Origin of the sequence: Brevibacillus daliensis (assembly GCF_021245735.1) — a bacterium.
Taxonomy (GTDB): Bacteria; Bacillota; Bacilli; order Brevibacillales; family Brevibacillaceae; genus Brevibacillus_B; species Brevibacillus_B daliensis.
The window spans coordinates 69155-94450 of sequence record NZ_JAJISB010000022.1 but is presented as its reverse complement, the minus strand read 5'-3'; the positions used below and the strand labels follow the sequence as shown (position 1 = coordinate 94450).

Here is a 25296-nt window from a genome sequence, read left to right as displayed (position 1 = left end):
AAACCTATAAACTCGAATGATAAAAAAGAAGAATAAAATGGGAGATTGGAAAATGGAGAATAATAATAAAGCAAACAGTATGTATGTATTAATGTTAGCAGTGCCATTATTTTGGGGCGGATCTTTTTCAACAGCAGAGCATGTAGTTACAGAAATACCACCTCTTGTGGCAGCGACACTTCGTTTTGGGATAGCAGGAATCATTTTAATGATGTATGTTTCGATTAAATCTGAATGGGACATAGGGGCTTTAAAAAAACGATGGAAGGGTTTATTACTTGTTTCATTGACTAGTATTTTTGGATACAATGCACTTTTCTTTTTTGGTCTCACTTATACTTCTGCAATTAATGGTTCATTAATTATTGCAACAATGCCTGTGTTTGTTGCATTAGGGGCAATCCTATTTTTAAAAGAAACATGGAGTAGTAAAATAGGCGTCAGTTGTCTGAAATATGCTACAATTAAGATAGGACAAGGATACAAGTCCCTAACACCCGTCATGCAAAAGACGTTAAAACGATATGTGTTCATTGAAAATTGGATATAGTATGAGGTTGCACGGACTAAATCGCTTCGTGCGTAAAACTATATGTGTCGTCAAGAACAAGACGTTAAAACATTTAGAACACTCAACTAGCTAACTCGTTTGGTAAAAGAACGAGTGCCGTATCTGCTATATGCACTGGATACGGAGGGGTAATGGCATACCCCAATCTTGCACGTCAACCGTAGCAGAAATGCACTCGGTCTTTGGTAGCAAGAATCCCACAGACGTTAGTCTGCTTGCCCCTTTAGGGATGGGAGTGTCAAAAAAGGTTCGTTAGATTTACTTCTTTCCTTATCATTTAATAAGGGGGATTTATTATTCCTTGCAGCCTTAGCATGTGGAGTTCTTTATGGCTTATTTGGAAAATCGGTGATGAAAGATGTATCACTCTAGTTGGGTATATTATTTTTAATAAAGGGGTTGAACAATTAGGAGCAAGTAAGGCAAGTATTTATTTAAATCTCACTCCAATTGTTACTACATTAATTTCTGTTTTATTATATAGCTCGACTATGACATGGAAACAAACAATAGGAATGTGTATGGTATTGATAGGAGTTTATATTGCTACAACAAATACGACGAGTAAAAACGAAAATATAGCATTGCATGAGTAAAATATGAAACAATACCTACTCCAGATAAATGTACAAATAATCGCCATGATATCAATTATCTTTATAAAAAAATGAAACGGTTGTATGCTATGATAGTAGAAGGAAAATTGAATAATTATCTTTTACTGTGTTAAAGCTTTGTAGCTTATTATGAGGAAATCGGTGTAATGCCGATACTGCCCCCGCAACTGTATGGTTGACTGTTGTTAGAAATGCCACTGTACTTTGAAGTATGGGAAGGCCTAACAAGTAGAATGATGCCAAGTCAGTATACTCACCAGTAAAAGAAAGCAACTCTTTTTCGGGGACTAGAAAGCGTTTGCGAGTTCATTATATGTAGGTGGGGATAAGTTCTTCATCGTGTTGACTCTCATTCGTTTTTGAATGAGTGTTTTTGTCGTTGTCATGATAAAAAACTACTTGATGTTGGAATTATTATATTACGGTAGACGGTAATCCGACACGTCTATCTACCTAAAGTTTAGAAGCGTAGGAAATACATTACAAAATATATTCTAGCATACCACCAGATAATCTTAGGCGACCGCTACTAGTTTAATACCATAAAGCGATCGCCGTATACGAATCAGTTTTATTATTGTCTATTTGACGGGGGTAAGACCATCTCAAATTATAGCGAAGTATTTTTTTGTAATAGATCACGATAATGATTTGGAGTTATATGGAACTCTTTTCGAAACACTTTGCAGAAGTAACTGGTTTGTGTATAGCCTAGGCTTTTGGAGATCGTTTCTATTGACCAGCCTGGATTTCGTAATAATTCTTTCGCTCGCTCCATCTTCTTTTGATTTACATACGTGATGAAATTCACATTCATTTCCTGCTTAAAAAGCTTACTAAAGTAATATGGACTGAGATATACATAATTCGAAATTTCTTCCAGTGTAATTTGGCTGTTTAAATTTTTATCAATATATTTAAGAGCTTTTTTAATTTCCTTATTACCTTCTAAAGGTACTTTATTTACGTGCGCTTGAGTAATTAGTTTTTTCTCTTGTTGCTGTTTCTGTTCCATTTCTGTTTTCAGATAGTAATTTGAAATAATAGTTAATAATTCAGCAGCAGACTCGACTTGTTTGGATGGAATAGATGGGAGATTCCGATATGCTGCCATTAACTCTTTATTATTGTGCCAGGATGTTTGATTATCTTGAATGAAAGTAATAGATTCATCATTGTCACTGAGAACTTGTCCACTTAATAAGAAGCCGATCAATTGATTTTGCACAACGATTGGAACAGAAAAATCAGTCAAACCAGCATGACAACGGTAAATGACAGGCTTACCAAATTTTGAAGCTTCCAAACCACCAAAAAGGTCGCATTTCTGGCAAAGTGATCGATATTCAGGGTTTGAGCGAATTAATTGGCAAAAGGGAGTAAAATTACAATGGCGCGTTACTTCGATACCTTGAATGTCGACAACAACAGAAGCTAACTGTGTTGCTGCTGAAAACTCATCAATCACTCTATCTAGTAATAGGGCGGTTGATTTAGAAGCGAGCATATAAAGACCTCCTTACCCAGGTATGTTGATTAGCCAAATTATGTAACCCAAATAACCCCGCAGGTGTTGTCTAACTGAATCATTACAACTCATTAAATCGGTAGTCTATTATGACAAAATAAACTTTTTCAAGAATCAGAACGGATAGTGTAACAAGTATATATTACTATAATACACCAGCATGAAGAATATATTGATTTTTTAATAACAATATATTCATATCGTCCATTCGTAATAGTATTAAGTGAAACTATTATCAATACACGCTTGATTTGTCGTTAATTCAAAAGCGGTAACAAAAATGTGCTAAGAAGGCATTTTTGTTACCGCTTTTTTTATAGTAATATAGCAATTTTTTAAAAAGTGATTTACCTATACTGAGAAATGAGAAGAGAGTTTGAAATTGAAGGAGGAACATCCTATGCAGGAAGCCTTGGGCCTTGTAGAAACAAAAGGGCTTGTTGGAGCAATTGAAGCAGCAGATGCTATGGTGAAGTCTGCCAATGTTACTCTAGTGGGTTACGAGAAAATTGGTTCTGGACTGGTAACAGTTATGGTTAGAGGTGATGTTGGTGCTGTCAAAGCAGCAACAGAAGCAGGAGCATCAGCTAGTAGAAATGTTGGTGAGGTTGTTTCTACACACGTCATCCCACGTCCTCATACAGATGTGGAGAAAATTCTACCTCGTAAAGGAGAATCTTGATGAGTGATAAGGAAAAGCTGATTGAAGAAATTATGGCGAAGTTCACAAAAATGTCGGCTAATTCAACTCCAGAAAAAAATGATAAGGACGGAGAAATAATGCGAATGAGTGAAAAAACTTGCCCATTGACAGAATTTGTTGGGACAGCTATTGGCGACACGATCGGATTAGTCATTGCAAATGTAGATAGTCATTTATTAGAAGCGATGAAGTTAGAAAAGAAATATCGTTCCATCGGTATCCTCGGTGCAAGAACAGGTGCAGGTCCACATATTATGGCGGCTGATGAAGCGGTTAAAGCAACAAATACTGAAATAGTAAAAATTGAATTACCACGCGATACAAAAGGCGGAGCAGGGCATGGATCTCTCATTATTTTTGGTGGTAATGATGTGTCAGACGTAAAACGTGCGGTAGAAGTGGCACTGAATGAATTAGATCGAACCTTTGGCGATGTATATGGAAATGAAGCGGGTCACCTTGAATTTCAATATACAGCACGTGCTAGCTATGCGTTACATACAGCTTTTGGAGCTCCTGTTGGAAACGCATTTGGTCTTATTTGTGGGGGCCCTGCAGCGATTGGTGTTGTAATGGCTGATACAGCCATGAAATCAGCAAATGTCGAGGTTGTTGCTTATTCATCTCCAACAAGTGGAACAAGCTTTTCTAATGAAGTAATCCTTTGTATTTCTGGGGATTCTGGAGCAGTTCGCCAAGCAGTTATTTCAGCTAAAGAAGTTGGTAAAAAATTATTGGGAGCATTAGGAGAAGAACCTACAAACGATCGACCATCTTATATTTAGAACGGAACGGAGGGTTACATCCTATGAAATCGAAACGTTTTGAAGTATTAGCTAACCGCCCTGTAAATCAGGATGGTTTCGTAAAAGAGTGGATTGAAGAAGGCTTAATCGCAATGGAAAGTCCAAAAGACCCTAAGCCAAGTATTCAGATAGTAAATGGTGAAGTAGTTGAACTGGATGGCAAAGCGAAAGCAGATTTTGATTTAATCGATCATTTTATTGCTAGATACGGTATTAATTTGGAACGTGCAGAAGAAGTAATAAAAATGAATTCATGTGAACTAGCGAAGATGTTGGTAGATCCTAATGTTCCGCGTCGTGAAATTGTTACATTAACAACTTCAATGACACCAGCAAAAATCGTAGAAGTTGTATCGCATATGAACGTAGTAGAAATGATGATGGCGATGCAAAAAATGCGCTCTCGTAAAAGACCAACGACACAAGCTCACGTAACAAATTTGCGTGATAATCCTGTACAAATCGCAGCAGATGCTGCTGAAGCGGCGATTCGTGGGTTTGACGAACAAGAAACAACAGTTGCGGTTGTACGTTATGCACCATTTAACGCACTAAGCTTGCTGGTTGGTTCCCAAACTGGACGTGGTGGCGTATTAACACAATGTTCTCTAGAGGAAGCTACAGAGCTTGATCTTGGTATGCGCGGCTTAACCTGCTATGCAGAAACAATATCTGTATACGGTACGGACCCTGTATTTACAGACGGTGACGATACGCCTTGGTCAAAAGGATTCTTGGCAAGTGCTTATGCATCTCGTGGGTTAAAAATGCGATTCACTTCAGGAACAGGGTCTGAGGTTCAAATGGGTTATGCAGAAGGAAAATCAATGTTGTATCTTGAAGCTCGCTGTATTTTCATTACAAAAGCTGCAGGTGTACAAGGGTTACAAAACGGTTCCATTAGCTGTATTGGTATTCCAGGATCTGTGCCATCAGGTATTCGGGCAGTACTTGCAGAAAACTTGATTACTACCATGCTAGATTTGGAAGTTGCTTCTGGTAATGATCAAACGTTCTCACACTCTGATATTCGTCGTACAGCAAGATTGCTCATGCAATTCTTACCTGGAACAGATTATATTTCTTCTGGTTATAGTGCGACTCCAAACTATGACAATATGTTTGCTGGTTCTAACTTTGATGCAGAGGATTTTGATGATTACAACATTTTGCAACGTGACTTGAAGGTAGATGGCGGTTTGAATCCAGTAACAGAAGAAGAGGTAGTTACTGTCCGAAATAAAGCTGCGCGTGCTCTACAACAAGTATTTGAAAAGCTTGGTTTACCACCAATTACAGACGAGGAAGTAACAGCAGCTACATATGCACATGGTAGTAAAGATATGCCAGAACGTAACATGGTAGAAGATATCAAAGCTGCTGGAGAAATGATGGAAAGAGGCATTACAGGTCTGGATGTAGTTAAGGCGCTTTCTGATGGTGGCTTTACAGATGTAGCGCAAAGTGTACTAAATATGCTGAAACAGCGTGTTTCTGGTGATTACTTGCATACATCATCCATTATCGATAAAGATTGGAATGTTATTTCAGCTATTAATGATCAAAATGATTATGCTGGTCCAGGTACAGGTTACCGCTTGGAAGGCGAACGTTGGGAAAAATTAAAGAACATTGCTGTAGCGATAGATGGCAACGAATTATAGTAAGGGAGGGATAAAATATGGTCGAAATTAACGAGAAATTATTACGAGGAATTATCGAAGATTTACTTGAGGAAATGCAAGTGAAAGAAGAAGCTGTTTCTTTTAAAACAGAAAAAACGAGTGAAGAATGCGAGAGTAATGAATTTTTAACAGAAATAGGTGAAGCAAAACAAGGGACATCAAAGGATGAAGTTGTTATTGCTCTGGCCCCAGCATTTGGAAAATACCAAACAAAAAGTATTGTAGATGTACCACATAAGCAGATTTTACGTGAAATCATTGCAGGTATAGAAGAAGAAGGCTTAAAAGCACGTGTTATCAGAGTGTTCCGTTCTTCCGACGTTGCGTTTGTTGCAGTAGAAGCAGATCGGTTAAGTGGCTCAGGTGTAGCTATTGGGATTCAATCACGAGGTACAGCTCTCATTCACCAAAAAGATTTACAGCCATTATCCAATCTTGAATTGTTTCCACAGGCACCACTTATTACGTTGGAAACATATCGGGCGATGGGAAAAAATGCTGCTAAATATGCGAAAGGTGAATCACCAAACCCAGTGCCAATGGTAAATGACCAAATGGCTCGTCCAAAATTTCAGGCGAAAGCAGCCTTGCTTCATATTAAGGAAACAAAGCATGTTGTAACAGGTAAAAATGCGGTTGAATTAAAAGTTAATTTCTAGTGAGGTGAAAAGAATGAATCAGGAATTAATAGAAAAAATGGTACGAGACATTTTACAGGAAAAGAATAGTGTCGCAGGAACAGTATCCGCTGAAAAATCGGGAGTTACATTAACGGTGGCTGATTATCCACTTGTAAATAAGCGTCCGGAATTAGTAAAAACAACAACTAAGAAGACCCTTGAAGAAATCACGCTAGAAAAAGTAATGGATGGTACGATTACGCCAGCCGACGTACGAGTGACAGCAGATACATTGATCTTACAAGCACAAATTGCGAGAGATGCAGGACGTACGACATTAGCCAAAAACTTTGAACGTGCAGCTGAAATGACAAAAGTACCGGATGATCGCATTTTGGAAATATATAATGCATTACGCCCTTATCGTTCATCCAAAGAGGAATTAGAATCAATTGCTAATGAGTTAGAGAATCAATACGGAGCGGTAATTTGTGCGAACTTTGTTCGTGAAGCTGCTGAACTATACGCTCGGCGCAAAAAGTTAAAAGGTGATAACTAAGAAAAGCGGTGACAAGTACATGCAGTATATTGCTGGTGTAGATATTGGCAATTCCACTACTGAAGTATCACTGGCTAAGAGTTTTGGGAATGGAAATGTGGAATTTATCACAAGTTCAATTGTTGATACAACAGGCATTAAGGGAACAAAAAGGAATTTGCATGGTATATACAAAGCGCTGCAAATCGCTCTAGATGAAGCGGGTATTAGGAAATCAGATTTGTCTTTGATAAGAATTAATGAAGCGACTCCTGTTATTGGGGATGTTGCAATGGAAACAATTACGGAAACGATTATTACAGAATCAACGATGATTGGTCATAATCCTAAAACACCCGGTGGTCTAGGACTTGGTGCTGGAATCACAGTTCTTTTTGAAGAACTGCCTCAATGTAAGAAAGAGCAAAAATATATCGTCGTTATTCCAAAAACAGTCGATTTTGAAGCTGCTGCAGCTGACATTAATAAAGCAACAGCTGCTGGATTACAAATTACCGCAGCAATTATTCAAGGTGATGATGGGGTTCTCATAAATAACCGTCTTCATCATAAAATACCGATTGTTGATGAAGTTGGCTACATTGAAAAAGTACCGCTTGGAATGCTTGCGGCTGTTGAAGTGGCGGCACCAGGTAAAGTGATCGATTCGCTTTCCAATCCTTATGGTATTGCAACAGTTTTTGATTTAACTTCTGATGAAACGAAAAACATAATACCTGTAGCTCGTGCTCTTATTGGAAATCGCTCTGCGGTTGTTATTAAGACACCAAAAGGGGATGTAAAGGCACGAACTATTCCCGCTGGACATATCGAGCTGCAAGGCAAGACTCGTACAACACGTATCAATGTTGCTGATGGGTCACAAAAAATCATGGATGCAATCGCTGGATTAGCTCAGTTGGATAATGCAGTTGGAGAGCCAGGTACAAACATTGGAGGTATGCTTGAGAAAGTACGCCAAACCATGGCTCAATTGACGGAAAAAAATCCAGGAGAAATCTTCATTCAAGATTTACTAGCTGTGGATACTTTTGTACCAGTAAATGTAAAAGGTGGATTAGCTGGAGAATTCTCGATGGAGCAAGCAGTTGGTATTGCTTCCATGGTAAAATCGGATCACTTACAAATGACGGTAATTGCTGAGGAAATTCAGAAAGTGTTAGAAGTTCCTGTACGAATTGGTGGGGCGGAAGCTGAAGCGGCTATTCTAGGTGCGTTAACTACACCTGGAACAAACACGCCAATGGCTGTTCTGGATTTGGGGGCAGGGTCTACGGACGCCTCCATCATTACCAGTAAGGGTGAAATAATTGCTACACATTTAGCCGGTGCAGGTGACATGGTAACAATGATTATCCAATCAGAGATGGGTTTGGAGGATCGCTATTTAGCAGAAGATATCAAGAAATATCCACTGGCAAAAGTGGAAAGTATCTTCCATATTCGGCATGAAGATGGCACTGTACAATTTTTTGATGATCCTCTTTCTCCCTATCTTTTTGCCAAAGTTGTCATTGTAAAAGAACTGGGATTTATACCAATACCAGGTGATGTATCTATTGAAAAAATCAAATGGATACGGCGCTCTGCAAAGGAACGTGTTTTTGTAACAAATGCTATTCGTGCGTTACAAATGGTTAGTTCGACGGGAAATATTCGTGATATTCCATTCGTGGTTATTGTTGGAGGTTCAGCATTAGATTTTGAAATACCTCAATTAATTACGGATGCACTATCTCATTATGCGTTGGTAGCTGGACGTGGGAATATCCGTGGTGTTGAAGGACCTCGAAATGCTGTTGCAACAGGTTTGATTTTAACCAGTATGAGAGGGGAAAAGTCATGATTCCAGTTGCAGTAAAGCCATCCATTACTATTACGTTGGACAGGACAATTGATGAAACAATGATAGTGGCTGTACTTCATGGTTTAGAAGAAGAAGGAATACCGTACCAATTGGATACAGATAAAGTTGAAGATATTGTTGCTTCAGCATACATGGCTTCTACTCAGTCACCGTTAAGCGTTGGATTAGCCGTTTTTCGAGACGAATTAGTTATCCATTATAAGAATTTGCCATCCCACTCCCCGCTTTTTTATATAAGGAGATTGGGAGCGCTACCTGAAGAAGAAAAACGGAAATTAGGCTGTAATGCTGCACGATTGGTGAAGGGTATTCCGTTTGCGTAAGCATATTTCCTTCGAGTGAATGAGTGGAGGTGAGGAAGTACATGCATCAATCAATAGGTCTTATCGAAATTAAAGGCTTGGCGGCTGCCATTATGGTAGCGGATACAATGGCGAAAGTAGCTACGATACAAATCAATGGGTTAGAAAAAACGAAAGGTGCTGGTTGGATTACCATCAAAATTGAAGGTGATGTAGCATCAGTGACCGCAGCCGTAGAAGCAGGAGAACAAGTTGCACGAGAAGATTTTATTACAAAGAAGGTAATAGCACGTCCTGCTGATGACATTTGGACAACTTTTTTTCCGAAAGAAGAAGTTGTAACGATCGAAGTAGAGCAATCCAGTACGATAGCCAAGCAGCAAGAGGTGGCTGAGGAAAGCGAATTGATTTGTAACTTATGTCATGATCTGGCATGCACGCGAAAAAAAGGCGATCCTCGTCAAAATTGCTTACATTTTGAAGAAAAGAAAGTAGGAGGAGAAAATAATGAATAACGCACTAGGAATGATTGAAACAAAAGGCTTGGTCGGAGCAATTGAAGCGGCAGATGCCATGGTGAAAGCTGCAAATGTAACATTGATCGGCTATGAAAAAATAGGTGCCGGTTTAGTAACAGTAATGGTTCGCGGGGATGTTGGTGCTGTAAAAGCAGCAACTGATGCTGGTGCAGCAGCAGCGGAAAAAGTAGGACAAGTACAATCCATTCACGTAATTCCAAGACCTCATACTGATGTGGAATCTCTTTTGCCAAAAGGTGTGTAATACATGGATCGTGAGGAAGTAAAAGCAGAGTGGCGAATTTGCTGCTGAACAAACAGTTACCATCGTTGGAAAGAAGGGGAAGATAAATAATGTTCGTAGACTAGGTGTAGAGCATGGTGATGAAGTGATGGTTCGAATTGTTTCCGAGAGTCGACCAGTTATTTTTGAGAAATGTAGTGCTCGTGTTGGCAAGAATCTAGTGTTAGAATTACATATCGATACCGATGAAGCAAATGCTGGTGATATAGGGCAGATGCAAAAGCGCAAATCGTAACATAAAACGGTCATGACCGTTTTGTTGGACCGCAAGCGGTCACATCCAATTTTATGAAAAACGTCGAGACCTTTTTCATAGAAAAAAATAGATGCAAGTAACGGAGGAAACAAAAATGGAATTATTGACATCAGCTAATAAACAACTAGAACAATTGCAAGCTATTATGAACACGGATACGGTTATGAACTTATCGAAAGATACGTCACTAAAAGTTGGCGTTGATCTAGGGACATCTTCCATTGTACTGGTTGTATTAGATCAAAATGACCGACCTGTATTTGGTGCTTTTGAATATGCTAATGCTGTTCGTGATGGGCTGGTAGTCAATTATCGTGAATCAGTAGATGTAGTGAAACGCCTAAAAGAACGGGCTGAAAATTGTCTAGGTAGAACGTTAGTAAAAGCAGCTGGAGCTGTACCCCCCGGGACTATCGGAAATAACAAAAGAGTAGTCGAAAATGTCATTGAAAGTGCAGAAATGGAATCTGGCGCAATTATTGACGAACCAACTGCCGCTGCTTCCCTAATAGGATTGCAAGAGGGAGCCGTGGTCGATGTTGGTGGGGGAACAACTGGTATTAGCGTGTTTAAAAAGGGTGAGGTCATCTATACAGCTGATGAACCTACAGGCGGAACACATATGACACTTGTGTTAGCTGGCTATTACGGGATATCTGTAGCGGATGCTGAGAAACAAAAGCGCCTGCAAGTAGACGCTTCTAGCAACTTTCTTATTATGAGACCAGTTGTTGAGAAGATGGCAGAAATAACAAGACGTCATCTCGTTGAGTGCCCATCTACGCCGATTTATATCGTTGGAGGAGCTACTGCTTACACGCAATTCTTGGAAACATTCCGCTCTTACCTGAAAGCAGATGTTTTCCAACCCGTTTTCCCTCAATATGTAACACCGATGGGGATTGCGATGAATGGTTAGGAGGGCAAAAAATGATGGAGGAGATAATCAAAAAAATATGGCAACGCTTGAAACAGCGTAGTGAACAGAGCGTTCGTATTTCTGTTTTCCGTTTAGGTTTTATAGCTATACTGGTGACAGATTGGTTTATGTACCAAAGAGGGTTATCTGCTTTCAAAATGTCGTGATTTTGCCAGATCATTCTTGTCTTGTTACGGATACGTGGCAGATGATTACACCGCTTGCTAAGGAAACGCTTGTTAAGAAAAACATGATGCAGTTGGAGAGGCTGTGAGTGGTTTGTTTATGGCCAAAGTAACCGGCAGTATTGTTTCAACGAAAAAGGATGATTCTCTCGTAGGTAAAAAGCTGATGGTTGTTCAACCGATTGACAGGGAGCTACAGCATGTTAGACATGAAGAAATAGCTGTTGATTTTGTTGGTGCTGGTGTTGGTGATTACGTGTTACTAACACATGGCACTGCTGCTCGATCGGTCTTTGAACAACCAAATGTAGCGATCGATGCGACCATAATCGCAATTATTGATAGTTTTGACTAATGAGAGGCTGATGTTGAATGAGCATATACACCAAATCAGGTGATAAAGGAACAACAGCACTATTTGATGGTAGCCGAGTGAAAAAGTACGATCTCCGTGTTGATACGTATGGCACGTTTGATGAACTGAATGCTCAAATTAGTGTAGCAGCCAAATTCGTAACGTCGGAAGAAAATTGTAAATTACTGAAACAGCTGGAGCGGAAACTATTTTATTTGTGTGCAGAATTAGCAACGGAAAAGGTTGAAGTAGACAAAAAAACCATTCGTATTTCAGCAGGTGATGTAAAGGATTTGGAAAACACGATAGATACATATCTTGCTAGATTGCCAAAAGTAAAGAGTTTTATCTTACCAGGATCTAGTAAAGCTGGTGCATTCCTTCATGTAGCAAGAACCGTTGCGCGACGAGGAGAACGATTATTGGTTCAATTGGCTGATCAAGCTCCAATTCGTAAAGAACTGTTACAATTTGTCAATCGTTTATCTGATTTTCTCTATACGTTGGCAAGAGAAGAGGATGTACGTCAGATGATCGATACAGTAACAAAAGCGGTAACCAATCGGTATCTGCAACATGTAGGACAATCAACCATAAAGCTAGATCTACCATTTTTTAATCAGCTTGCCGAGTTTGTTGTGGAAGAAGCACATAAAGAGCAAGTTCCAGTAACGATGGCTGTGGTTGATCGAAGTGGTACGTTAGTTTTTTCTTATAGGATGCCGGATGCACTTCTTGTAAGCGGGAGTTTAGCCGAAAAAAAAGCATATACTGCTGTCGCGATGAAGAGCGAGACGCATTTGTTGAGCAGTGAAATTCAACCTGGGGAATCACTATATCAATTAGAAACGTCAATGGAAGGAAAAATTGTGACATTTGGTGGAGGATTTCTAATTAAGAACGGAGATAGAATCATCGGTGCTCTTGGAATTAGTGGAGGCTCTGTCGAACAGGATATTGAGATTGGTCGAAATGTGCTATCACGGATAGAAAAGAGGTAACGTACATGGAAGCAAAAACGTTAGAAAATCTTGTCAAACAGTTGGTCATGGAAAAACTGACAGAAAGTCTTGAGACGAAACGTGAAAGTATTGTGAAATCAATAGGTAGCGTTAGTGGAGTGTTTGACACAGTGGACGAAGCTGTTGCGGCAGCAGTGCGAGCGCAGACAGAATATTCTGGAAAAACATTAGCTTGTCGACGTAAAGTTGTTGAAGCAATTCGAACTGGTTTAACTCCTTATATCGAGGATATGGCAATGCGTGCATTCGAAGAAACAGGTATGGGGAATGTGAATGATAAAATTCAAAAAAACAGACTAGCCATTAATCAAACACCTGGTGTAGAAGACCTTGTGACTGATGTCGCAACCGGTGACAATGGAATGACGTTATATGAGCTTTCTCCATACGGTGTGATCGGGGCTGTAGCTCCAAGCACCAATCCAAGTGAAACAGTAATTTGTAACACGATCGGCATGTTAGCTGCTGGAAATGCTGTTTTTTTCAGCCCACATCCCGGAGCTAAAAAGATCTCATTATGGTTAATAGATCGTTTGAATACGATTGTCCGAGAAGCATGTGGCATAGATAATCTGGTTGTTACAGTTGCTAATCCCTCGATTGAAGCAGCACAAGAAATGATGAATCATCCCAAGATCGCACTCCTAGTTGTTACTGGTGGACCAGGTGTAGTGAGTCAAGCCATGCGAAGTGGAAAAAAAGTAATTGGAGCAGGGGCAGGAAATCCCCCTTCCATAGTAGATGAGACAGCTAATATTGAAAAGGCAGCATCAGATATAGTAGACGGCGCTTCTTTTGATCATAACATTCTTTGTATTGCTGAGAAAAATGTGGTCGCTGTGGACAGTATAGCTGATTATCTGATTTTTAATATGGAAAAGGTTGGAGCGTTGTTAGTTAGAGATCCAGAGGATGTTTCCAAGCTAGAGAAAGTAGCTGTTACTCCCGAAGGTCATACGAACAAGCAATTAGTAGGAAAAAGTCCATCTGAGATATTAGATGCTGCAGGGATCACATGTGAATTTGATCCACGATTAATCATTGTTGAAACAGACAAAAATCATCCATTTGCTGTAATAGAATTGCTTATGCCAATCGTACCGATTGTACGTGTTGCTGATTTTGAAACAGGATTAGAAACAGCTTTAGAGTTAGAGCAAGGATTGCATCATACTGCTACCATGCATTCGCAAAATATTACTAGATTAAATAAGGCAGCACGTCAGCTGCAAACTTCTATTTTCGTAAAAAATGGTCCTTCATTCGCAGGATTAGGTTTCCGAGGTGAAGGTAGCACAACATTTACTATTGCTACGCCAACTGGTGAAGGTACAACAACTAGTCGACACTTCGCCAAGCGCCGTCGCTGCGTGTTAACGGATGGTTTCTCTATTCGCTAAAGGAGGCCTTGGCTCGGATAGTAGGACTAGTTTCTCAACAAGCCTCAGATAAAGATGCAGTGAGTGCATTAACTACAAAAATATCAGAAATGATGCGCAGTATGAATATGCCGCAAGCTTTATCTGAACTAGGAATAGGTCAGAGTAAAGTATGTGAAATAAATAACAAAGTTGCTGATCATGCGCTACGTGATGCATGCTTGCCAACTAATCCAGTACAACCATCACGTGAGCACATTAAACAAGTATTGCATGAGATTTTATAGCAGCAGATGGTATTACTTTGGTGCTAGTATGATTAGTCACTTAGGAAATATCTTCCTATCAACCACTTGGATCAGGCTTTTAGAATAAGGAGGACCATGTATGGGAGCTTATACGGCTGAGTTTATTGGAACAATGATTATCATTTTGTTTGGGGCGGGTATTAACAGCGGTTTAACATTAAATAAAACACTTAATCAAGGAGCGAACTGGGTGATTGTTACCTTTGGTTGGGGATTTGCGGTTATGCTTGGCGTGTATGCATCCGCTCCTATAAGTGGTGGACACTTAAATCCAGCTCTGACAATTGCTTTTGCTATACAAGGAACGTTTCCCTGGGCTGATGTACTCCCATATATCATTTGTCAAACTGCGGGTGCTTTTGTGGGAGCGACTATTGTAGCTGCCCATTACTATATTCATTTTAAAGCAACGCCGAAAGATATTAATACACGTGGAATTTTCGCGACAGGTCCAGCAATTGATAATCCGCCATTCAACTTACTCAGTGAAATTATTGCGACATTTGCTTTCACGTTTGCATTATTGTTAATGGGAATTAATAATTTTGCAGATGGGTTAAACCCTTTAATCATCGGATTTTTAATAGTTGTTATTGGTATGGCATTTGGTCCTACAACTGGTTATGCAATTAATCCAGCTCGTGATTTAGGTCCTCGTCTTGCTTATTTTATCCTGCCAATCCCAAATAAAAGCGGAGCCAACTGGAATTATGCATGGATTCCAATTGTAGGACCTATTATCGGGGCAGTTTTAGCAATAGGTGTCCATACGATTTTATAAAAGTGAAATCGACTCTCCTCCCAGTTATACTAATAAATCTGAAATAGCTCATGCTGAGATAGTATGAGCAAAGCGTGTAGACAAAGTACGAAAAGGTACAGAGGTCTGCACGCTTTTTAGTTTATTTCCCAAGCTACTTGATGTTCTCGATATCATCCGGTTGGAAGTTCTATAATGGCCCGAAGACCTTTGCCAGCATTGCTCTTTAGTATAAGCCTGCCTTGATGTGCTTTAGTAATTCTCGCAACCATCGGCAAGCCTAGTCCATGTCCGTTATGAATAGTTCTTTTTCTGCCTGATGAATAGGGGAGCTCCATCAGATCAGAATATTCCTCCTGAGGGATTCCTCTGCCGTGATCTGAAACAATAAATTGGCATGTCAAATGATCTGATGACAAGCTTGTTTCTAGAAAAATTTCGCAACCTTCTGGATTATGGCTAATACTATTTTGCACCAAATTGGTAATAGCACGAAGCAATAATTTTTCATCAGCCTTGACTTTGATGCTTTCATCAGAAATATGTAAATGAATGATATAAGTATCATCCAGTCCATTATTCAGAAACTCCGACACAACCTGCCGTGCAATCACAGATAGTCGAATGACCTTTACGTTCAACGGTTGCATTTCATATTCGAGCATAGATACAAGGTTTAAATCATTGATAAGGGAGCGAAGCTTTTCTCCCTGACGACGGATAATGCCAGCTTGCAGTCGCTGCTCACCGGGCACAGCTGTATTTTCTTCCAATTCACTTGCATATCCAAGCACCATGGAAAGTGGGGTACGAATATCGTGAGAAATCCCGGCAATCCAGTTCGAACGAGCCTCATCACGTGCTTTGAGCTTACCATTTTTGACCTGAATGATATCGGAAGTATAATTGATGCTGTTAGCAAGGTCATTCAAAATACCCTTTGATTCAACATATACCGCTTCTTCCCTGCCAAGGGCATGGATTCCCGACACAAGCGGTTTGATGGATTTGATAAGTCGTGTACCGATGAGGATGGTTAATAGCAAAACCAATGCAATATTTCCGATTAACAAGAAAACAACCCGCAGTGGCAATGATTTTATCCAACTAATGAGAAAATAAAATTGATACTTGGCATAGCTGTTTTTAGGATATCCCACAACAATCAGACCGTCACGATGCTCCCAAATAAAGACGGGATAATCGGCAAGGTAATTTCGCGAAAACTTGGCCACTTCGGTCAAAGTATAGGAACGTGGTAGGTCTTTTGGCAATAGATAATCCCACGTTACTTTCCCTTGGTTGTCTACAAGCATGGCCCATGCTTGATTTTGTGACAAGAGTTTCTCTGCCTCCTCACCTAATTCATAACTTGTGTTCGTTCGGCTAAGGGTGGAGGCTACGTTTTGTACTACCAATTTTGGAGATTGTTCCTCGTTTCTCTCTTTAAATATCAGGGTGCTTAGCATAACGATATTAAGTACAAACAAGAACGCACAGATCAAAATGGTTAAACCAATAAAACGCCGCAATATTCGGATGATACCATCCATTTATTATTGCTCCTTTACTAGTAGCTTATACCCTAATCCTCTCACAGTAAGTAGACTCAATGGTTTGGAGGGGTCTGCTTCGATTTTCTCCCGGATTCGCCGTATATGCACCATCAAAGTATTTTCATAGCCATAGGAGTCATCCCCCCAAACTGCTTGGCATAAAGCATCGCTAGTAACAATACGTCCTTGATTTTCATACAGCTTTAACAGGAGTGCATGCTCCTTCGCAGTCAACGGTTGTTCCTCTGTATTTCGATGTACAATAGCACTCTCTAAATCTACGATATACTCTCCCAATTTAAAGGCCGGCAATCGTTCGGGTGCTGATGACGAATAATACATACGTTTAAGTATTGCCATTAGTCGTAAGACCAGCTCACGGGGCAAAAAGGGTTTAACGATGTAATCATCTGCACCTAGCCCCAAGTCCTATTAAACGATCTTCATCCTCGCCTCTGGCAGATAGAAAAAGGACAGGCATGGTAGAAAACTGGCGGATGGAAGAAAGCAATGCAAATCCGTCCTGATCAGGTAGCATAACATCCAGTATGGCAATGTCAGGCTTGTCAGAACGGCAAATTGCCAGTGCTGTCTCACAGTTGGCAGCAGAATATATTCGGAAAAACCCCTCTTTTCGTAAAATTGCTTCTATCATGGTCCGGAGTTCGGAATCATCATCCACAAGGAGTATTTTTTTGTTTCTCAATTTTTCCATCTATCATCACCTTACTATTATTATACATGACATCCAGTAATCGTTTTGCAGATGACTTACGTAAGTCTTGAATTTAAGGTTGTCGTAAGGTCCTCTTCAGCTTAATGAAAGGTGAAAAAATTATGGTGGTAGTAAGGAAGTGAAATCGTGTGAAAATAGAATGGAGTTGAAATTCGTATGAATACACCTGCAATTCTGGCAACAAATCATTTGTCCAAATACTACAATAACGTTTGTCGGGTGAATAAAGTAAATATGGCTGTACACGAAGGGGAGATATATGGTTTCCTCGGACCTAACGGAGCGGGTAAGACCACTACTCTTAAAATGCTGTTGGGATTAACCAAACCCACAGAAGGAAGCGTCTCCATTTTCGGAAAAGAATGTAGCAAAAACCGCCAGTTCATTCTAAGTCATATTGGCTCGCTGATCGAGTCTCCCTCCTATTATGGACATCTGACAGGGTTGGAAAATATGCGTGTCATGCAAAAACTGCGTGAGATACCGGACAAAAATATACAAGAGGCATTACATATCGTTCGCTTGGAAAAGCAGAAGCATAAAAAAGTAGAACAATATTCACTAGGTATGAAACAGCGACTCGGTATTGCCATGGCACTCATCTCTTTTCCCAGGCTTCTAATACTGGATGAACCTACCAATGGTCTTGATCCTGCTGGAATTGGTGAAATTCGTGAGCTAATCAAGTCACTACCCAAGCGTTATGGAATGACTATTCTTCTTTCCAGCCATCTTCTTACGGAAATTGAACAAATCGCTACTTCTGTGGGAATTATCAGTGATGGAAACCTGCTGTTTCAAGGGGATATGGAGATACTTCAAGCAAGGAACAAAGCTTCTATTTGTATAAAAACCCAAGATGATGCCTCGGCTGAACGAGTATTGCTTACCTATGGATATATGCCTGTACACCAGCATGGTCACTTGCATTTTGAAAATATGAGTGATTTACAGGTGGCTCAGGTCAACAAAATACTTGTAGAGGCAGGTTTCAATGTTATTCGTATTGAGGAACACAAAAAGAGCCTGGAGGATATTTTCCTAGAGCTTACGGGGAAGGAGCGGAGTCTGTAATGAAAGCTCTGGCCTTGGAATTTTTTAAATTACGTCGAAAGTGGATTCTTGTCATGACTACCCTGTTTTTAGGTGCAGAGATGTTTTGGGCTTTTATGTCTATCAGTAAATCCATGGCCCGAAATCCCGACAGTACAGGATGGGAGGCCATTATCGTAACAATCGCTTCCATGAATGGGCTTTTCTTACCTATTATTTCAGCAATTGTAGTTTCTCGTATTTGTGACATGGAGCATAAGGGGAATACGTGGAAACTTCTGATATCGACAGATGTAAAGCGCAATCACATCTACATGGCCAAATACGTATGTGCTACTACCGTGCTGCTATATTACATTGTCCTGCAAACCATTGCCATTGCCGTGTATGGCATCGTAGTAGGTATTGCGAGCCCTCTTCCTCCTTCTCTAATGATCCAATTTATTGGAGGGGGGATAGTTACGAACTTTGCAATCGTGGCATTGCAGCAATGGGTATCTCTATCCATTAAAAATCAAGCGTTTGCCTTAAGCCTGGGGATGGTGGGAGGATTTATGGGGATGACTTCAGACCTTTTTCCTGTGATCCTACGCCGTATCTTCATATGGTCGTACTATTCAGGGTTAAGCCCAGTAAGCTATCATTTTACCAATCATTCGATGGAATACGTAATACAGCCAATGGGAGCTGGTGCGTTGGCTATCGTATTGTTCATGTCCATCATTTTTTATTTTGCTGGTAGCTTTCACGTTACGCGGCAGGAAGTGTAAGGGGGGTACTTGAGTGAAAAAAAGTATTTCAGCGGAATGGCTCAAATTGCGGCATTCTCGTATAGGACTTATCCTGATTGTCATGCCCATCCTCAGCTTGTTGATTGGTAGTGCCAATTATTATTTCAATCAGGGTGCTTTGCAGCATGGATGGTACAGTCTTTGGGTACAAATCAGCTTGTTTTATGGTGAGTTCTTTTTGCCTCTGTTAATTGCTATTTGCTGTGCATATGTGTGCAGATTGGAACATTTGAACCGAAACTGGAATGTAGTCATGACGGCTCCGGTATCCGTTGCAAGTCTGTTTTTGGCTAAACTGGCTGTGGTTAGTGTTCTGATTTTTATCGTACAGGTTTTTTTTATCATATTATATTTTGTTGCAGGCCAACTATTAGGCTTGTCCTCAACCTTTCCAATCGAAGCGTTCGGATGGAGCCTGCGGGGCTGGATCGCCTCGATATCCATTGCTGCCATGCAGCTAGGGCTTTCCATTCGTATTCGCAGCTTTGCAGCTCCCATAGGTATTAGTCTTTCTGCAGTCTTTCTAGGTTTGGGGATGTATGTAACGAATATGGGGATGTTTTTCCCCTACTCGCTTTTGACCATCGGCATTGGCGCTTTGAGTCAAGAAAGTCTTACAGGTGTTGAAAATAGTCTATTTCTCATTATGAACCTTATATTTATCAGTGCATTTTCTTCCTTCGCGATTTATCGATTACAGAAAAACGATGTTATACAGACCTGATATAAAGAGTATGGGAAGGGGGTTATTTACTTTTTCGAAAAGAAAAGTATTTATCCCTCTCACCATTGCCTTTCCCACATACTATGCTATAATAAAAATTGTGAGAGTCCTCCTATCCTCACAGATGGTCACTAACTCATAACTTGTATAACAATCGAAAAAGCAACAGGTAAAGGAAGTTTGGTGAAAATCCAACGCGGTCCCGCCACTGTGATAGTCTGGTTTACAGACTTAAGTCAGGTCGTTTGCCTAGTAGCTTTGAACAGCCACCCATTTCGAGGCGAGAATGGATGGTTTAGTAGTCTAGTAAGGGTTCTTGCCTCGCTAGGCTTTTTTTGTTTTCATGCAAAATAAAGGTACCTGGCTTTTTTTGCAACAGGGTAAATATCCACACAGAAGTGGGTGTAAACCCGATGTTCGCCTTCAGTAAAGGTACAAATAATTACAGCGAAGTCCAACGAAGAAAAAGTTAGACTTGTAAAGTATTTCCTGAGAGGTATAGAACGTACACAGATGTACAACAAGTAACATAACAGGTAGTTACTTCGAGGTAGAAGGAACTTGGTACACAATGGCGTGTACCTTTTTTTCTGTATCAGAACTTACCTGATTAATAACTTGACGTTATATAGTTAAAATAGTAAACTGATGATACTTATTGACCCATTAATTATATAAGCAATGTACACAATGGCGTGTACTTCGCATACCATGCATAAAAGCAAAGAGGCTTTTAAAAGGATATTATTCTTTTAAAGGTCTCTTTTTTTATGGGAACGACCGAGAAGATTAACTCCCTCTTGGTCCGTATAAGCATGACTAATGCTTTCAAGTAGACCTGGGAAGCCGAGTCTACGAATCTACTCTAGTTTTTCTTTGTTAAGATAGACTTTGTGAAAAAGTCTACTTACGTTATACTTCAGGAGGTGCCGGACTTGGACAAAATTTCTTTTAAAACAGACATCTACATGGGAACTGGGGCACTTGACCATCTCATGGACCTACGTAACAGACGAGTTTTTATTGTAACAGATCCGTTTATGATTAAATCAGGCATGATCCACCATCTGTTTGAACGATTGCACTCAAGCAATGAGCAGTATGTATTTAGTAATATCGTACCTGATCCGCCAGTAGAAATCGTAACAGAAGGTGTAGAAAAGCTTGGTGCTTTTGAAGCTGATATGATTATTGCACTTGGTGGAGGCTCTGCGATTGATGCAGCCAAGGCGATGATGATTTTTGCTAAAAAAATCTTGAATGTAGAAAAAATTCCTTTTATTGCAATCCCAACAACAAGTGGGACAGGATCAGAAGTAACATCTTTTTCTGTTATTAGCGACAAAGAAAAAAATATTAAGTATCCACTTGTCTCTGATGAGATGTTGCCACTAGAGGCAATTCTGGATCCCTTATTGGTAAAAAGCGTCCCTAATTTCATCACGGCTGATACAGGTATGGATGTGTTGACGCATGCGATTGAAGCATATGTATCTACGAAAGCTAACGACCTTACAGACGCTTTAGCAGAAAAAGCAATCAGATTAGTATTTGAGTTCTTGCCTAGAGCATATAACGATGGAAACGATCTGGTAGCTCGCGAGAAAATGCATAATGCTTCCTTCATGGCAGGTATGGCTTTTAACATTACCTCTCTAGGATTAAATCATGGTATCGCACATGTGGCGGGAGCTAAGTTCCATATTCCACACGGACGTATGAATGCTATCTTACTACCGCATATCATTCAATTTAATGCTAATGTTGAACCTGGTAATGTGAAAGTAGAGGCAACTCCTACCGCTGAGCGTTATGCAGCTATTGCCAAAACACTAGGTTTACCAGCTTCTACCACAAGAAGTGGCGTTCAAAGTCTGGTAAAATCAATTAAACAACTTATGAAACAATTACAGATGCCACAAACGCTCAAAGAGTGCAACATTTCCCAACAAACACTGGATGAGATGAAGGATGAGATCGCTGAAGGAGCACTTAAAGATGGGTGCACGGCGACGAATCCTCGCGTTCCAACCAAATCTGATGTTATTGAAATTATGAACAAAATGTTTCAATAGCGGAAAAAATAGATTTGTAACTGTTTGTATTGTTGACAACATAATTAACATAAAATATAGTAAAAGTAACACAATGACGTGTTAATTATGAATGTGAGCAATGGGGCTTCATAAAAAATCTGAATTGGATTTTTTATAGAGGTCTTTCTGTTATTAAAACGTTTTTGATTGGTTTTTATAGATAGGGTGATTATATGAATCAACAAAATGATAAACAACGTGTCATTCAGGAGTATGTTCCTGGTAAACAAGTAACACTAGCTCATATTATTGCTAACCCGAACCCAGATCTCTACAAGAAACTAGGATTGGTAGCTGAAACAAGGGATGCTATTGGGATTATGACCATTACTCCGAGTGAAGCATCGATTATATCAGCTGACATTGCGACGAAAGCTGCTAGTGTTCAGATTGGTTTTGTAGATCGGTTCAGTGGTTCGCTAGTAATTACAGGCGATGTTTCATCCGTTGAGTCCGCAATTAACGAGGTTCTACTCGGATTGCAAGATATCCTCGGATTTTCTGCTGCGAGAATTACGCGAACCTAGGTTGTAAGGGAGCCAGCTATGAAAAAGATAATTGTTGTTGGCAGCACTGGTTCTGGAAAGACCACATTGTGTCAGCGTTTACATGGTCAAGTAATTAGCTACAAAAAAACACAAGCGATCGAAACCTTTGAACAAGCAATCGATACGCCAGGTGAATGTATTGAAAATCGTTTTTTGTACAAAATGCTGCTCGTAACAAGTGTAGAAGCAGATGTGATAGGCCTTGTGCAAGATTGCACGAAGGAGGAAAGTTACTTTCCACCAGGTTTTGCCTCCGCATTTGCCAAACCTGTTATAGGCATCGTTACCAAGGTTGATTTGGCAACATCTGAGGAAGATGTCAAACAAGCTGGAATCTATCTTCGAGAAGCAGGTGCTTCCGAGATTTTCGAGATATCCTCGATGAAAGATCTTGGAATGGATAAGCTAACAGCTTACTTAGAAGATTAGGGCAATCAGGTACTTGATGATCGGTAGTGGTGTAACAAGATACGAGAGCAAATTTCAAGTAAACAATGAGGTGCGTGAGACATGAATAGAAGAATTGTAATAGTCGATGATGAACCTATTACAAGAATGGATATTCGTGAGATGCTGCAAGAAGCCAACTACGATGTAGTAGGGGAAGCTTCTGATGGTTTTGAAGCCATTGAATTATGCAAAAAGCATCAGCCAGATTTGGTCATCATGGATATTCAAATGCCTCTTTTGGATGGATTGAAGGCGGGCAAGCGAATCATTTCTGAACAGCTAGCGGGAGGGATTATCCTTCTCACCGCATTCAGTGACAAACAGACGATAGAAAAAGCTACCTCAATTGGTGCACTTGGTTATCTGGTGAAACCACTCGATGAGAAATCCTTGGTACCTATGGTTGAAGTAACGATTGCCAAGGGTAAAGAGATTAATAAGCTAGAAAAGGATTTAACCAAGGCTACACAAAAGCTAGAAGAACGCAAGACTATTGAAAAAGCAAAAGGCATATTGATGAAGGAAAATGGTTTTTCTGAAGATGATGCGTATCAGATGATTCGACGATTAAGTATGGATAGACGGTGTCCCATGATTGAGATTGCTTCTACCATCGTCATTTCCTATGATTGAAGAACAGATTAGGCATCTGTGTAGATTGCATACTGATCTATCGACTTCAGATATTACCAGAATCATAGAAGTTGCTGAATCTATTGAATGTTCCAGTGAAGTAGATGATATCTTCATCGATGTTCTATCCAAATATGCAAGTGAAGCGATTGTTGTTTATCATCGTAGACCCAGTAATGGGAAATCGCTGTACAAGCGATCGGTGGTAAGCGAAAAGGCACTTCGCGAAAATGAGCCTGGAGCACTGCGGACCTTAGAAACGGGAATCATGTCGCAGGGACTCATTGCCAATACACAAGAGAATCATCTTGTAAGACAATCTACTTATCCGATTTTAAATAATGATAAAGTCATTTGCGTCGTTATTTACGAAAGGAAAGTAAACGAAGAGATACAATCAGACTTTAATGTGACAATACCGTCGTTACAAAGTGAGGAAATTCCTTCTAGTCTGACAGCTGCACTTGGCTTTAATGAGAAGGTTATTAATCAGCTTGATGACGCGATTCTGATCTTTGATAAAGATGGGTTCGTCAAATTAAAGAATAAAAAGGCAGATATATACTACCAACGTCTCGGCTATTTAGAAGACATTCAGGGACTACATTATGATAATCTATCTCTAGATCGAACTACCTTTTTACAAGTCATGAGAGAAGAATCCGATTTTCCAAATGGTCAAAAAGGTAAAGAGACGCAGATGGGTGATAGATTTTATAAGGTGAAACGCCTCTATGTCAGGGAGCGTGGGTTACGGTTGGTGGTCATTTTGCAAGATATGACGGAGATAAAGATGAAGGAAGCTGAGATTGTCTCCAAGTCAGTCGTCATTCGTGAAATTCATCATCGTGTGAAAAACAACTTGCAAACGGTAGCATCTCTTCTTCGCATTCAAAGTAGGCAAGTGGAAAGCCCCGAAGCAAAGAAAAGTTTGAATGATAGTGTTAGTCGCGTTCTGGCAATCGCAGCAACCCATGAATTGTTATCGATGGAGGTTGAGGCGCAGGTTAATTTACTGGAAGTGATCCATATTATTGCAACGAACATACAGCGATGCTTTGTGAATTGCAATAACGTTCAGGTTGAGATGAAAACGAATCACCCCATTTGTCTGGACAGTGATCGTACAGTAGCGATTGCACTAATCGTCAACGAGTTAATGCAGAATTGCTATGAGCATGCATTCGGCGATTGTATGGAAGGGAAAATTGTTGTTAGTCTGTTACTAGAAAATGGCTATGTGACGTTGAAAGTAATGGATGATGGAAAGGGATTTTCCGTCAAGAATACAACTCGTAAAAGTTTAGGAATGTCCATTGTTCATAGCTATGTGAAGGACAAGCTGAAGGGTAAGTTCGATATAGAATCCAGCTCCAACGGTACGACAGCAAGATTCACTTTTAAAATGTAAATAGATTGGACTACAAGGTCGTAGTTCTATAAGC

Annotated in this window: 29 protein-coding genes, 2 pseudogenes and 2 riboswitches; of the genes and pseudogenes, 28 read left to right on the top strand and 3 right to left on the bottom strand. The window is 40.0% G+C overall.

Features of this window, described 5'->3' with window-relative positions; genetic code table 11:
• Positions 1-52: 52 nt before the first annotated feature.
• Both LM917_RS16010 and LM917_RS16005 read left to right on the top strand, forming a co-directional pair.
• A pseudogene (locus LM917_RS16010) lies at positions 53-451 on the top strand (DMT family transporter); the annotation flags it as partial.
• A 434-nt stretch (positions 452-885) separates the two neighbouring features.
• Complete coding sequence (locus tag LM917_RS16005; protein ID WP_373688795.1) at positions 886-1167, top strand: EamA family transporter; 282 nt, start codon at positions 886-888, stop codon at positions 1165-1167.
• 109 nt (positions 1168-1276) lie between these two features.
• Positions 1277-1463, top strand: a riboswitch (cobalamin riboswitch).
• 335 nt (positions 1464-1798) lie between these two features.
• Here the strand turns inward: LM917_RS16005 and LM917_RS16000 are convergent.
• Positions 1799-2695, bottom strand: coding sequence for a PocR ligand-binding domain-containing protein (locus tag LM917_RS16000; protein WP_232698556.1), 897 nt, complete (start codon positions 2693-2695; stop codon positions 1799-1801).
• Between the two features lie 421 nt (positions 2696-3116).
• On the opposite strand from LM917_RS16000, the gene pduA (LM917_RS15995) reads away from it, so the two are divergent.
• The 18 genes from pduA (LM917_RS15995) (at position 3117) to LM917_RS15915 (ending at position 15285) form a co-directional block, all read left to right on the top strand.
• Complete coding sequence (gene pduA / locus LM917_RS15995) at positions 3117-3398, top strand: propanediol utilization microcompartment protein PduA (protein WP_232698555.1); 282 nt, start codon at positions 3117-3119, stop codon at positions 3396-3398.
• Positions 3398-4204 carry a propanediol utilization microcompartment protein PduB gene (gene pduB / locus LM917_RS15990; RefSeq protein WP_232698554.1) on the top strand — a complete coding sequence of 269 codons (807 nt, stop codon included), beginning with the start codon at positions 3398-3400 and terminating at the stop codon, positions 4202-4204. The genes pduA (LM917_RS15995) and pduB overlap by 1 nt, the downstream gene beginning before the upstream one ends.
• Positions 4205-4227: 23 nt before the next feature.
• On the top strand, positions 4228-5889 hold the full coding sequence (locus LM917_RS15985) for a propanediol/glycerol family dehydratase large subunit (RefSeq protein WP_232698553.1): 1662 nt from the start codon (positions 4228-4230) through the stop codon (positions 5887-5889).
• A 17-nt stretch (positions 5890-5906) separates the two neighbouring features.
• Positions 5907-6569 (top strand): propanediol/glycerol family dehydratase medium subunit, encoded by a 663-nt coding sequence (locus LM917_RS15980; RefSeq protein WP_232698552.1) that lies wholly within the window; start codon positions 5907-5909, stop codon positions 6567-6569.
• Between the two features lie 13 nt (positions 6570-6582).
• Positions 6583-7089: a diol dehydratase small subunit gene (locus tag LM917_RS15975; protein ID WP_232698551.1), complete on the top strand. Its 507-nt coding sequence runs from the start codon at positions 6583-6585 to the stop codon at positions 7087-7089.
• A 19-nt stretch (positions 7090-7108) separates the two neighbouring features.
• Positions 7109-8935, top strand: coding sequence for a diol dehydratase reactivase subunit alpha (locus LM917_RS15970; protein ID WP_232698550.1), 1827 nt, complete (start codon positions 7109-7111; stop codon positions 8933-8935).
• On the top strand, positions 8932-9279 hold the full coding sequence (locus LM917_RS15965; RefSeq protein WP_232698549.1) for a glycerol dehydratase reactivase beta/small subunit family protein: 348 nt from the start codon (positions 8932-8934) through the stop codon (positions 9277-9279). The genes LM917_RS15970 and LM917_RS15965 overlap by 4 nt, the downstream gene beginning before the upstream one ends.
• Positions 9280-9320: 41 nt before the next feature.
• Positions 9321-9773 carry a BMC domain-containing protein gene (locus tag LM917_RS15960; RefSeq protein ID WP_232698547.1) on the top strand — a complete coding sequence of 151 codons (453 nt, stop codon included), beginning with the start codon at positions 9321-9323 and terminating at the stop codon, positions 9771-9773.
• The gene (gene pduA / locus LM917_RS15955; protein ID WP_232698545.1) at positions 9766-10041 is read left to right on the top strand and encodes a propanediol utilization microcompartment protein PduA; all 276 of its coding nucleotides are present in this window, start codon (positions 9766-9768) and stop codon (positions 10039-10041) included. Before LM917_RS15960 ends, pduA (LM917_RS15955) begins: the two co-directional genes overlap by 8 nt.
• Positions 10042-10102: 61 nt before the next feature.
• Complete coding sequence (locus LM917_RS15950) at positions 10103-10315, top strand: PduL/EutD family phosphate acyltransferase (protein ID WP_309241955.1); 213 nt, start codon at positions 10103-10105, stop codon at positions 10313-10315.
• A 115-nt stretch (positions 10316-10430) separates the two neighbouring features.
• Positions 10431-11255 carry an ethanolamine utilization protein EutJ gene (gene eutJ, locus LM917_RS15945; protein WP_232698543.1) on the top strand — a complete coding sequence of 275 codons (825 nt, stop codon included), beginning with the start codon at positions 10431-10433 and terminating at the stop codon, positions 11253-11255.
• 11 nt (positions 11256-11266) lie between these two features.
• The gene (locus LM917_RS15940; RefSeq protein WP_232698542.1) at positions 11267-11422 is read left to right on the top strand and encodes a hypothetical protein; all 156 of its coding nucleotides are present in this window, start codon (positions 11267-11269) and stop codon (positions 11420-11422) included.
• On the top strand, positions 11377-11529 hold the full coding sequence (pduM, locus tag LM917_RS24795; RefSeq protein WP_373688794.1) for a microcompartment protein PduM: 153 nt from the start codon (positions 11377-11379) through the stop codon (positions 11527-11529). Before LM917_RS15940 ends, pduM begins: the two co-directional genes overlap by 46 nt.
• Positions 11530-11534: 5 nt before the next feature.
• A complete protein-coding gene (locus LM917_RS15935) occupies positions 11535-11795 on the top strand; it encodes a EutN/CcmL family microcompartment protein (protein ID WP_232698631.1) in 261 nt (86 codons plus the stop codon).
• 17 nt (positions 11796-11812) lie between these two features.
• The gene (locus LM917_RS15930) at positions 11813-12796 is read left to right on the top strand and encodes a cob(I)yrinic acid a,c-diamide adenosyltransferase (protein WP_232698541.1); all 984 of its coding nucleotides are present in this window, start codon (positions 11813-11815) and stop codon (positions 12794-12796) included.
• 5 nt (positions 12797-12801) lie between these two features.
• The gene (locus tag LM917_RS15925; RefSeq protein WP_232698540.1) at positions 12802-14217 is read left to right on the top strand and encodes an aldehyde dehydrogenase family protein; all 1416 of its coding nucleotides are present in this window, start codon (positions 12802-12804) and stop codon (positions 14215-14217) included.
• An 8-nt stretch (positions 14218-14225) separates the two neighbouring features.
• A complete protein-coding gene (locus LM917_RS15920; protein ID WP_232698539.1) occupies positions 14226-14483 on the top strand; it encodes an iron-containing alcohol dehydrogenase in 258 nt (85 codons plus the stop codon).
• A gap of 100 nt (positions 14484-14583) precedes the next feature.
• Positions 14584-15285 (top strand): MIP/aquaporin family protein, encoded by a 702-nt coding sequence (locus LM917_RS15915; protein WP_232698538.1) that lies wholly within the window; start codon positions 14584-14586, stop codon positions 15283-15285.
• A gap of 152 nt (positions 15286-15437) precedes the next feature.
• Here LM917_RS15915 and LM917_RS15910 read toward each other — a convergent pair whose 3' ends face one another.
• Positions 15438-16817 (bottom strand): sensor histidine kinase, encoded by a 1380-nt coding sequence (locus LM917_RS15910; protein ID WP_232698537.1) that lies wholly within the window; start codon positions 16815-16817, stop codon positions 15438-15440.
• 3 nt (positions 16818-16820) lie between these two features.
• Positions 16821-17535 (bottom strand): annotated as a pseudogene (locus LM917_RS15905) (response regulator transcription factor).
• Positions 17536-17712: 177 nt separating this feature from the next.
• On the opposite strand from LM917_RS15905, the gene LM917_RS15900 reads away from it, so the two are divergent.
• From LM917_RS15900 to LM917_RS15865, 8 genes are all read left to right on the top strand, one after another.
• Positions 17713-18630: an ABC transporter ATP-binding protein gene (locus tag LM917_RS15900; RefSeq protein WP_232698536.1), complete on the top strand. Its 918-nt coding sequence runs from the start codon at positions 17713-17715 to the stop codon at positions 18628-18630.
• Positions 18630-19379 (top strand): ABC transporter permease, encoded by a 750-nt coding sequence (locus tag LM917_RS15895; RefSeq protein WP_232698535.1) that lies wholly within the window; start codon positions 18630-18632, stop codon positions 19377-19379. The genes LM917_RS15900 and LM917_RS15895 overlap by 1 nt, the downstream gene beginning before the upstream one ends.
• Before the next feature lie 13 nt (positions 19380-19392).
• Entirely contained in the window at positions 19393-20124 is a 732-nt protein-coding gene (locus LM917_RS15890; protein WP_232698533.1) for an ABC transporter permease, read from the top strand.
• A gap of 148 nt (positions 20125-20272) precedes the next feature.
• Positions 20273-20423, top strand: a riboswitch (adenosylcobalamin (AdoCbl) riboswitch).
• 636 nt (positions 20424-21059) lie between these two features.
• Positions 21060-22199: a 1-propanol dehydrogenase PduQ gene (locus tag LM917_RS15885; protein WP_232698531.1), complete on the top strand. Its 1140-nt coding sequence runs from the start codon at positions 21060-21062 to the stop codon at positions 22197-22199.
• Positions 22200-22393: 194 nt separating this feature from the next.
• Positions 22394-22747, top strand: coding sequence for an ethanolamine utilization microcompartment protein EutS (eutS, locus tag LM917_RS15880; RefSeq protein WP_232698523.1), 354 nt, complete (start codon positions 22394-22396; stop codon positions 22745-22747).
• Positions 22748-22765: 18 nt separating this feature from the next.
• Positions 22766-23197, top strand: coding sequence for a EutP/PduV family microcompartment system protein (locus LM917_RS15875; RefSeq protein WP_232698522.1), 432 nt, complete (start codon positions 22766-22768; stop codon positions 23195-23197).
• Positions 23198-23278: 81 nt separating this feature from the next.
• The gene (locus LM917_RS15870; RefSeq protein ID WP_232698521.1) at positions 23279-23851 is read left to right on the top strand and encodes an ANTAR domain-containing response regulator; all 573 of its coding nucleotides are present in this window, start codon (positions 23279-23281) and stop codon (positions 23849-23851) included.
• Positions 23847-25262 carry a sensor histidine kinase gene (locus LM917_RS15865; protein ID WP_232698630.1) on the top strand — a complete coding sequence of 472 codons (1416 nt, stop codon included), beginning with the start codon at positions 23847-23849 and terminating at the stop codon, positions 25260-25262. The genes LM917_RS15870 and LM917_RS15865 overlap by 5 nt, the downstream gene beginning before the upstream one ends.
• The last annotated feature ends 34 nt before the right edge of the window (positions 25263-25296 follow it).

Bases quoted from the DNA above. Each gene is read 5' to 3' on its own strand.
- LM917_RS15970 (WP_232698550.1), top strand. From the start codon at position 7,109: ATGCAGTATATTGCTGGTGTAGATATTGGCAATTCCACTACTGAAGTA.
- LM917_RS15915 (WP_232698538.1), top strand. From the start codon at position 14,584: ATGGGAGCTTATACGGCTGAGTTTATTGGAACAATGATTATCATTTTG.
- pduA (WP_232698555.1), top strand. From the start codon at position 3,117: ATGCAGGAAGCCTTGGGCCTTGTAGAAACAAAAGGGCTTGTTGGAGCA.
- LM917_RS15960 (WP_232698547.1), top strand. From the start codon at position 9,321: ATGCATCAATCAATAGGTCTTATCGAAATTAAAGGCTTGGCGGCTGCC.
- LM917_RS15910 (WP_232698537.1), bottom strand. From the start codon at position 16,817: ATGGATGGTATCATCCGAATATTGCGGCGTTTTATTGGTTTAACCATT.
- pduB (WP_232698554.1), top strand. From the start codon at position 3,398: ATGAGTGATAAGGAAAAGCTGATTGAAGAAATTATGGCGAAGTTCACA.
- LM917_RS15975 (WP_232698551.1), top strand. From the start codon at position 6,583: ATGAATCAGGAATTAATAGAAAAAATGGTACGAGACATTTTACAGGAA.
- LM917_RS15980 (WP_232698552.1), top strand. From the start codon at position 5,907: ATGGTCGAAATTAACGAGAAATTATTACGAGGAATTATCGAAGATTTA.
- LM917_RS15875 (WP_232698522.1), top strand. From the start codon at position 22,766: ATGAAAAAGATAATTGTTGTTGGCAGCACTGGTTCTGGAAAGACCACA.
- LM917_RS15870 (WP_232698521.1), top strand. From the start codon at position 23,279: ATGAATAGAAGAATTGTAATAGTCGATGATGAACCTATTACAAGAATG.
- LM917_RS15965 (WP_232698549.1), top strand. From the start codon at position 8,932: ATGATTCCAGTTGCAGTAAAGCCATCCATTACTATTACGTTGGACAGG.
- eutS (WP_232698523.1), top strand. From the start codon at position 22,394: ATGAATCAACAAAATGATAAACAACGTGTCATTCAGGAGTATGTTCCT.
- pduA (WP_232698545.1), top strand. From the start codon at position 9,766: ATGAATAACGCACTAGGAATGATTGAAACAAAAGGCTTGGTCGGAGCA.
- LM917_RS15985 (WP_232698553.1), top strand. From the start codon at position 4,228: ATGAAATCGAAACGTTTTGAAGTATTAGCTAACCGCCCTGTAAATCAG.
- LM917_RS15895 (WP_232698535.1), top strand. From the start codon at position 18,630: ATGAAAGCTCTGGCCTTGGAATTTTTTAAATTACGTCGAAAGTGGATT.
- LM917_RS15940 (WP_232698542.1), top strand. From the start codon at position 11,267: ATGATGGAGGAGATAATCAAAAAAATATGGCAACGCTTGAAACAGCGT.
- LM917_RS16005 (WP_373688795.1), top strand. From the start codon at position 886: ATGTGGAGTTCTTTATGGCTTATTTGGAAAATCGGTGATGAAAGATGT.
- LM917_RS15900 (WP_232698536.1), top strand. From the start codon at position 17,713: ATGAATACACCTGCAATTCTGGCAACAAATCATTTGTCCAAATACTAC.
- LM917_RS16000 (WP_232698556.1), bottom strand. From the start codon at position 2,695: ATGCTCGCTTCTAAATCAACCGCCCTATTACTAGATAGAGTGATTGAT.
- eutJ (WP_232698543.1), top strand. From the start codon at position 10,431: ATGGAATTATTGACATCAGCTAATAAACAACTAGAACAATTGCAAGCT.
- LM917_RS15925 (WP_232698540.1), top strand. From the start codon at position 12,802: ATGGAAGCAAAAACGTTAGAAAATCTTGTCAAACAGTTGGTCATGGAA.
- LM917_RS15930 (WP_232698541.1), top strand. From the start codon at position 11,813: ATGAGCATATACACCAAATCAGGTGATAAAGGAACAACAGCACTATTT.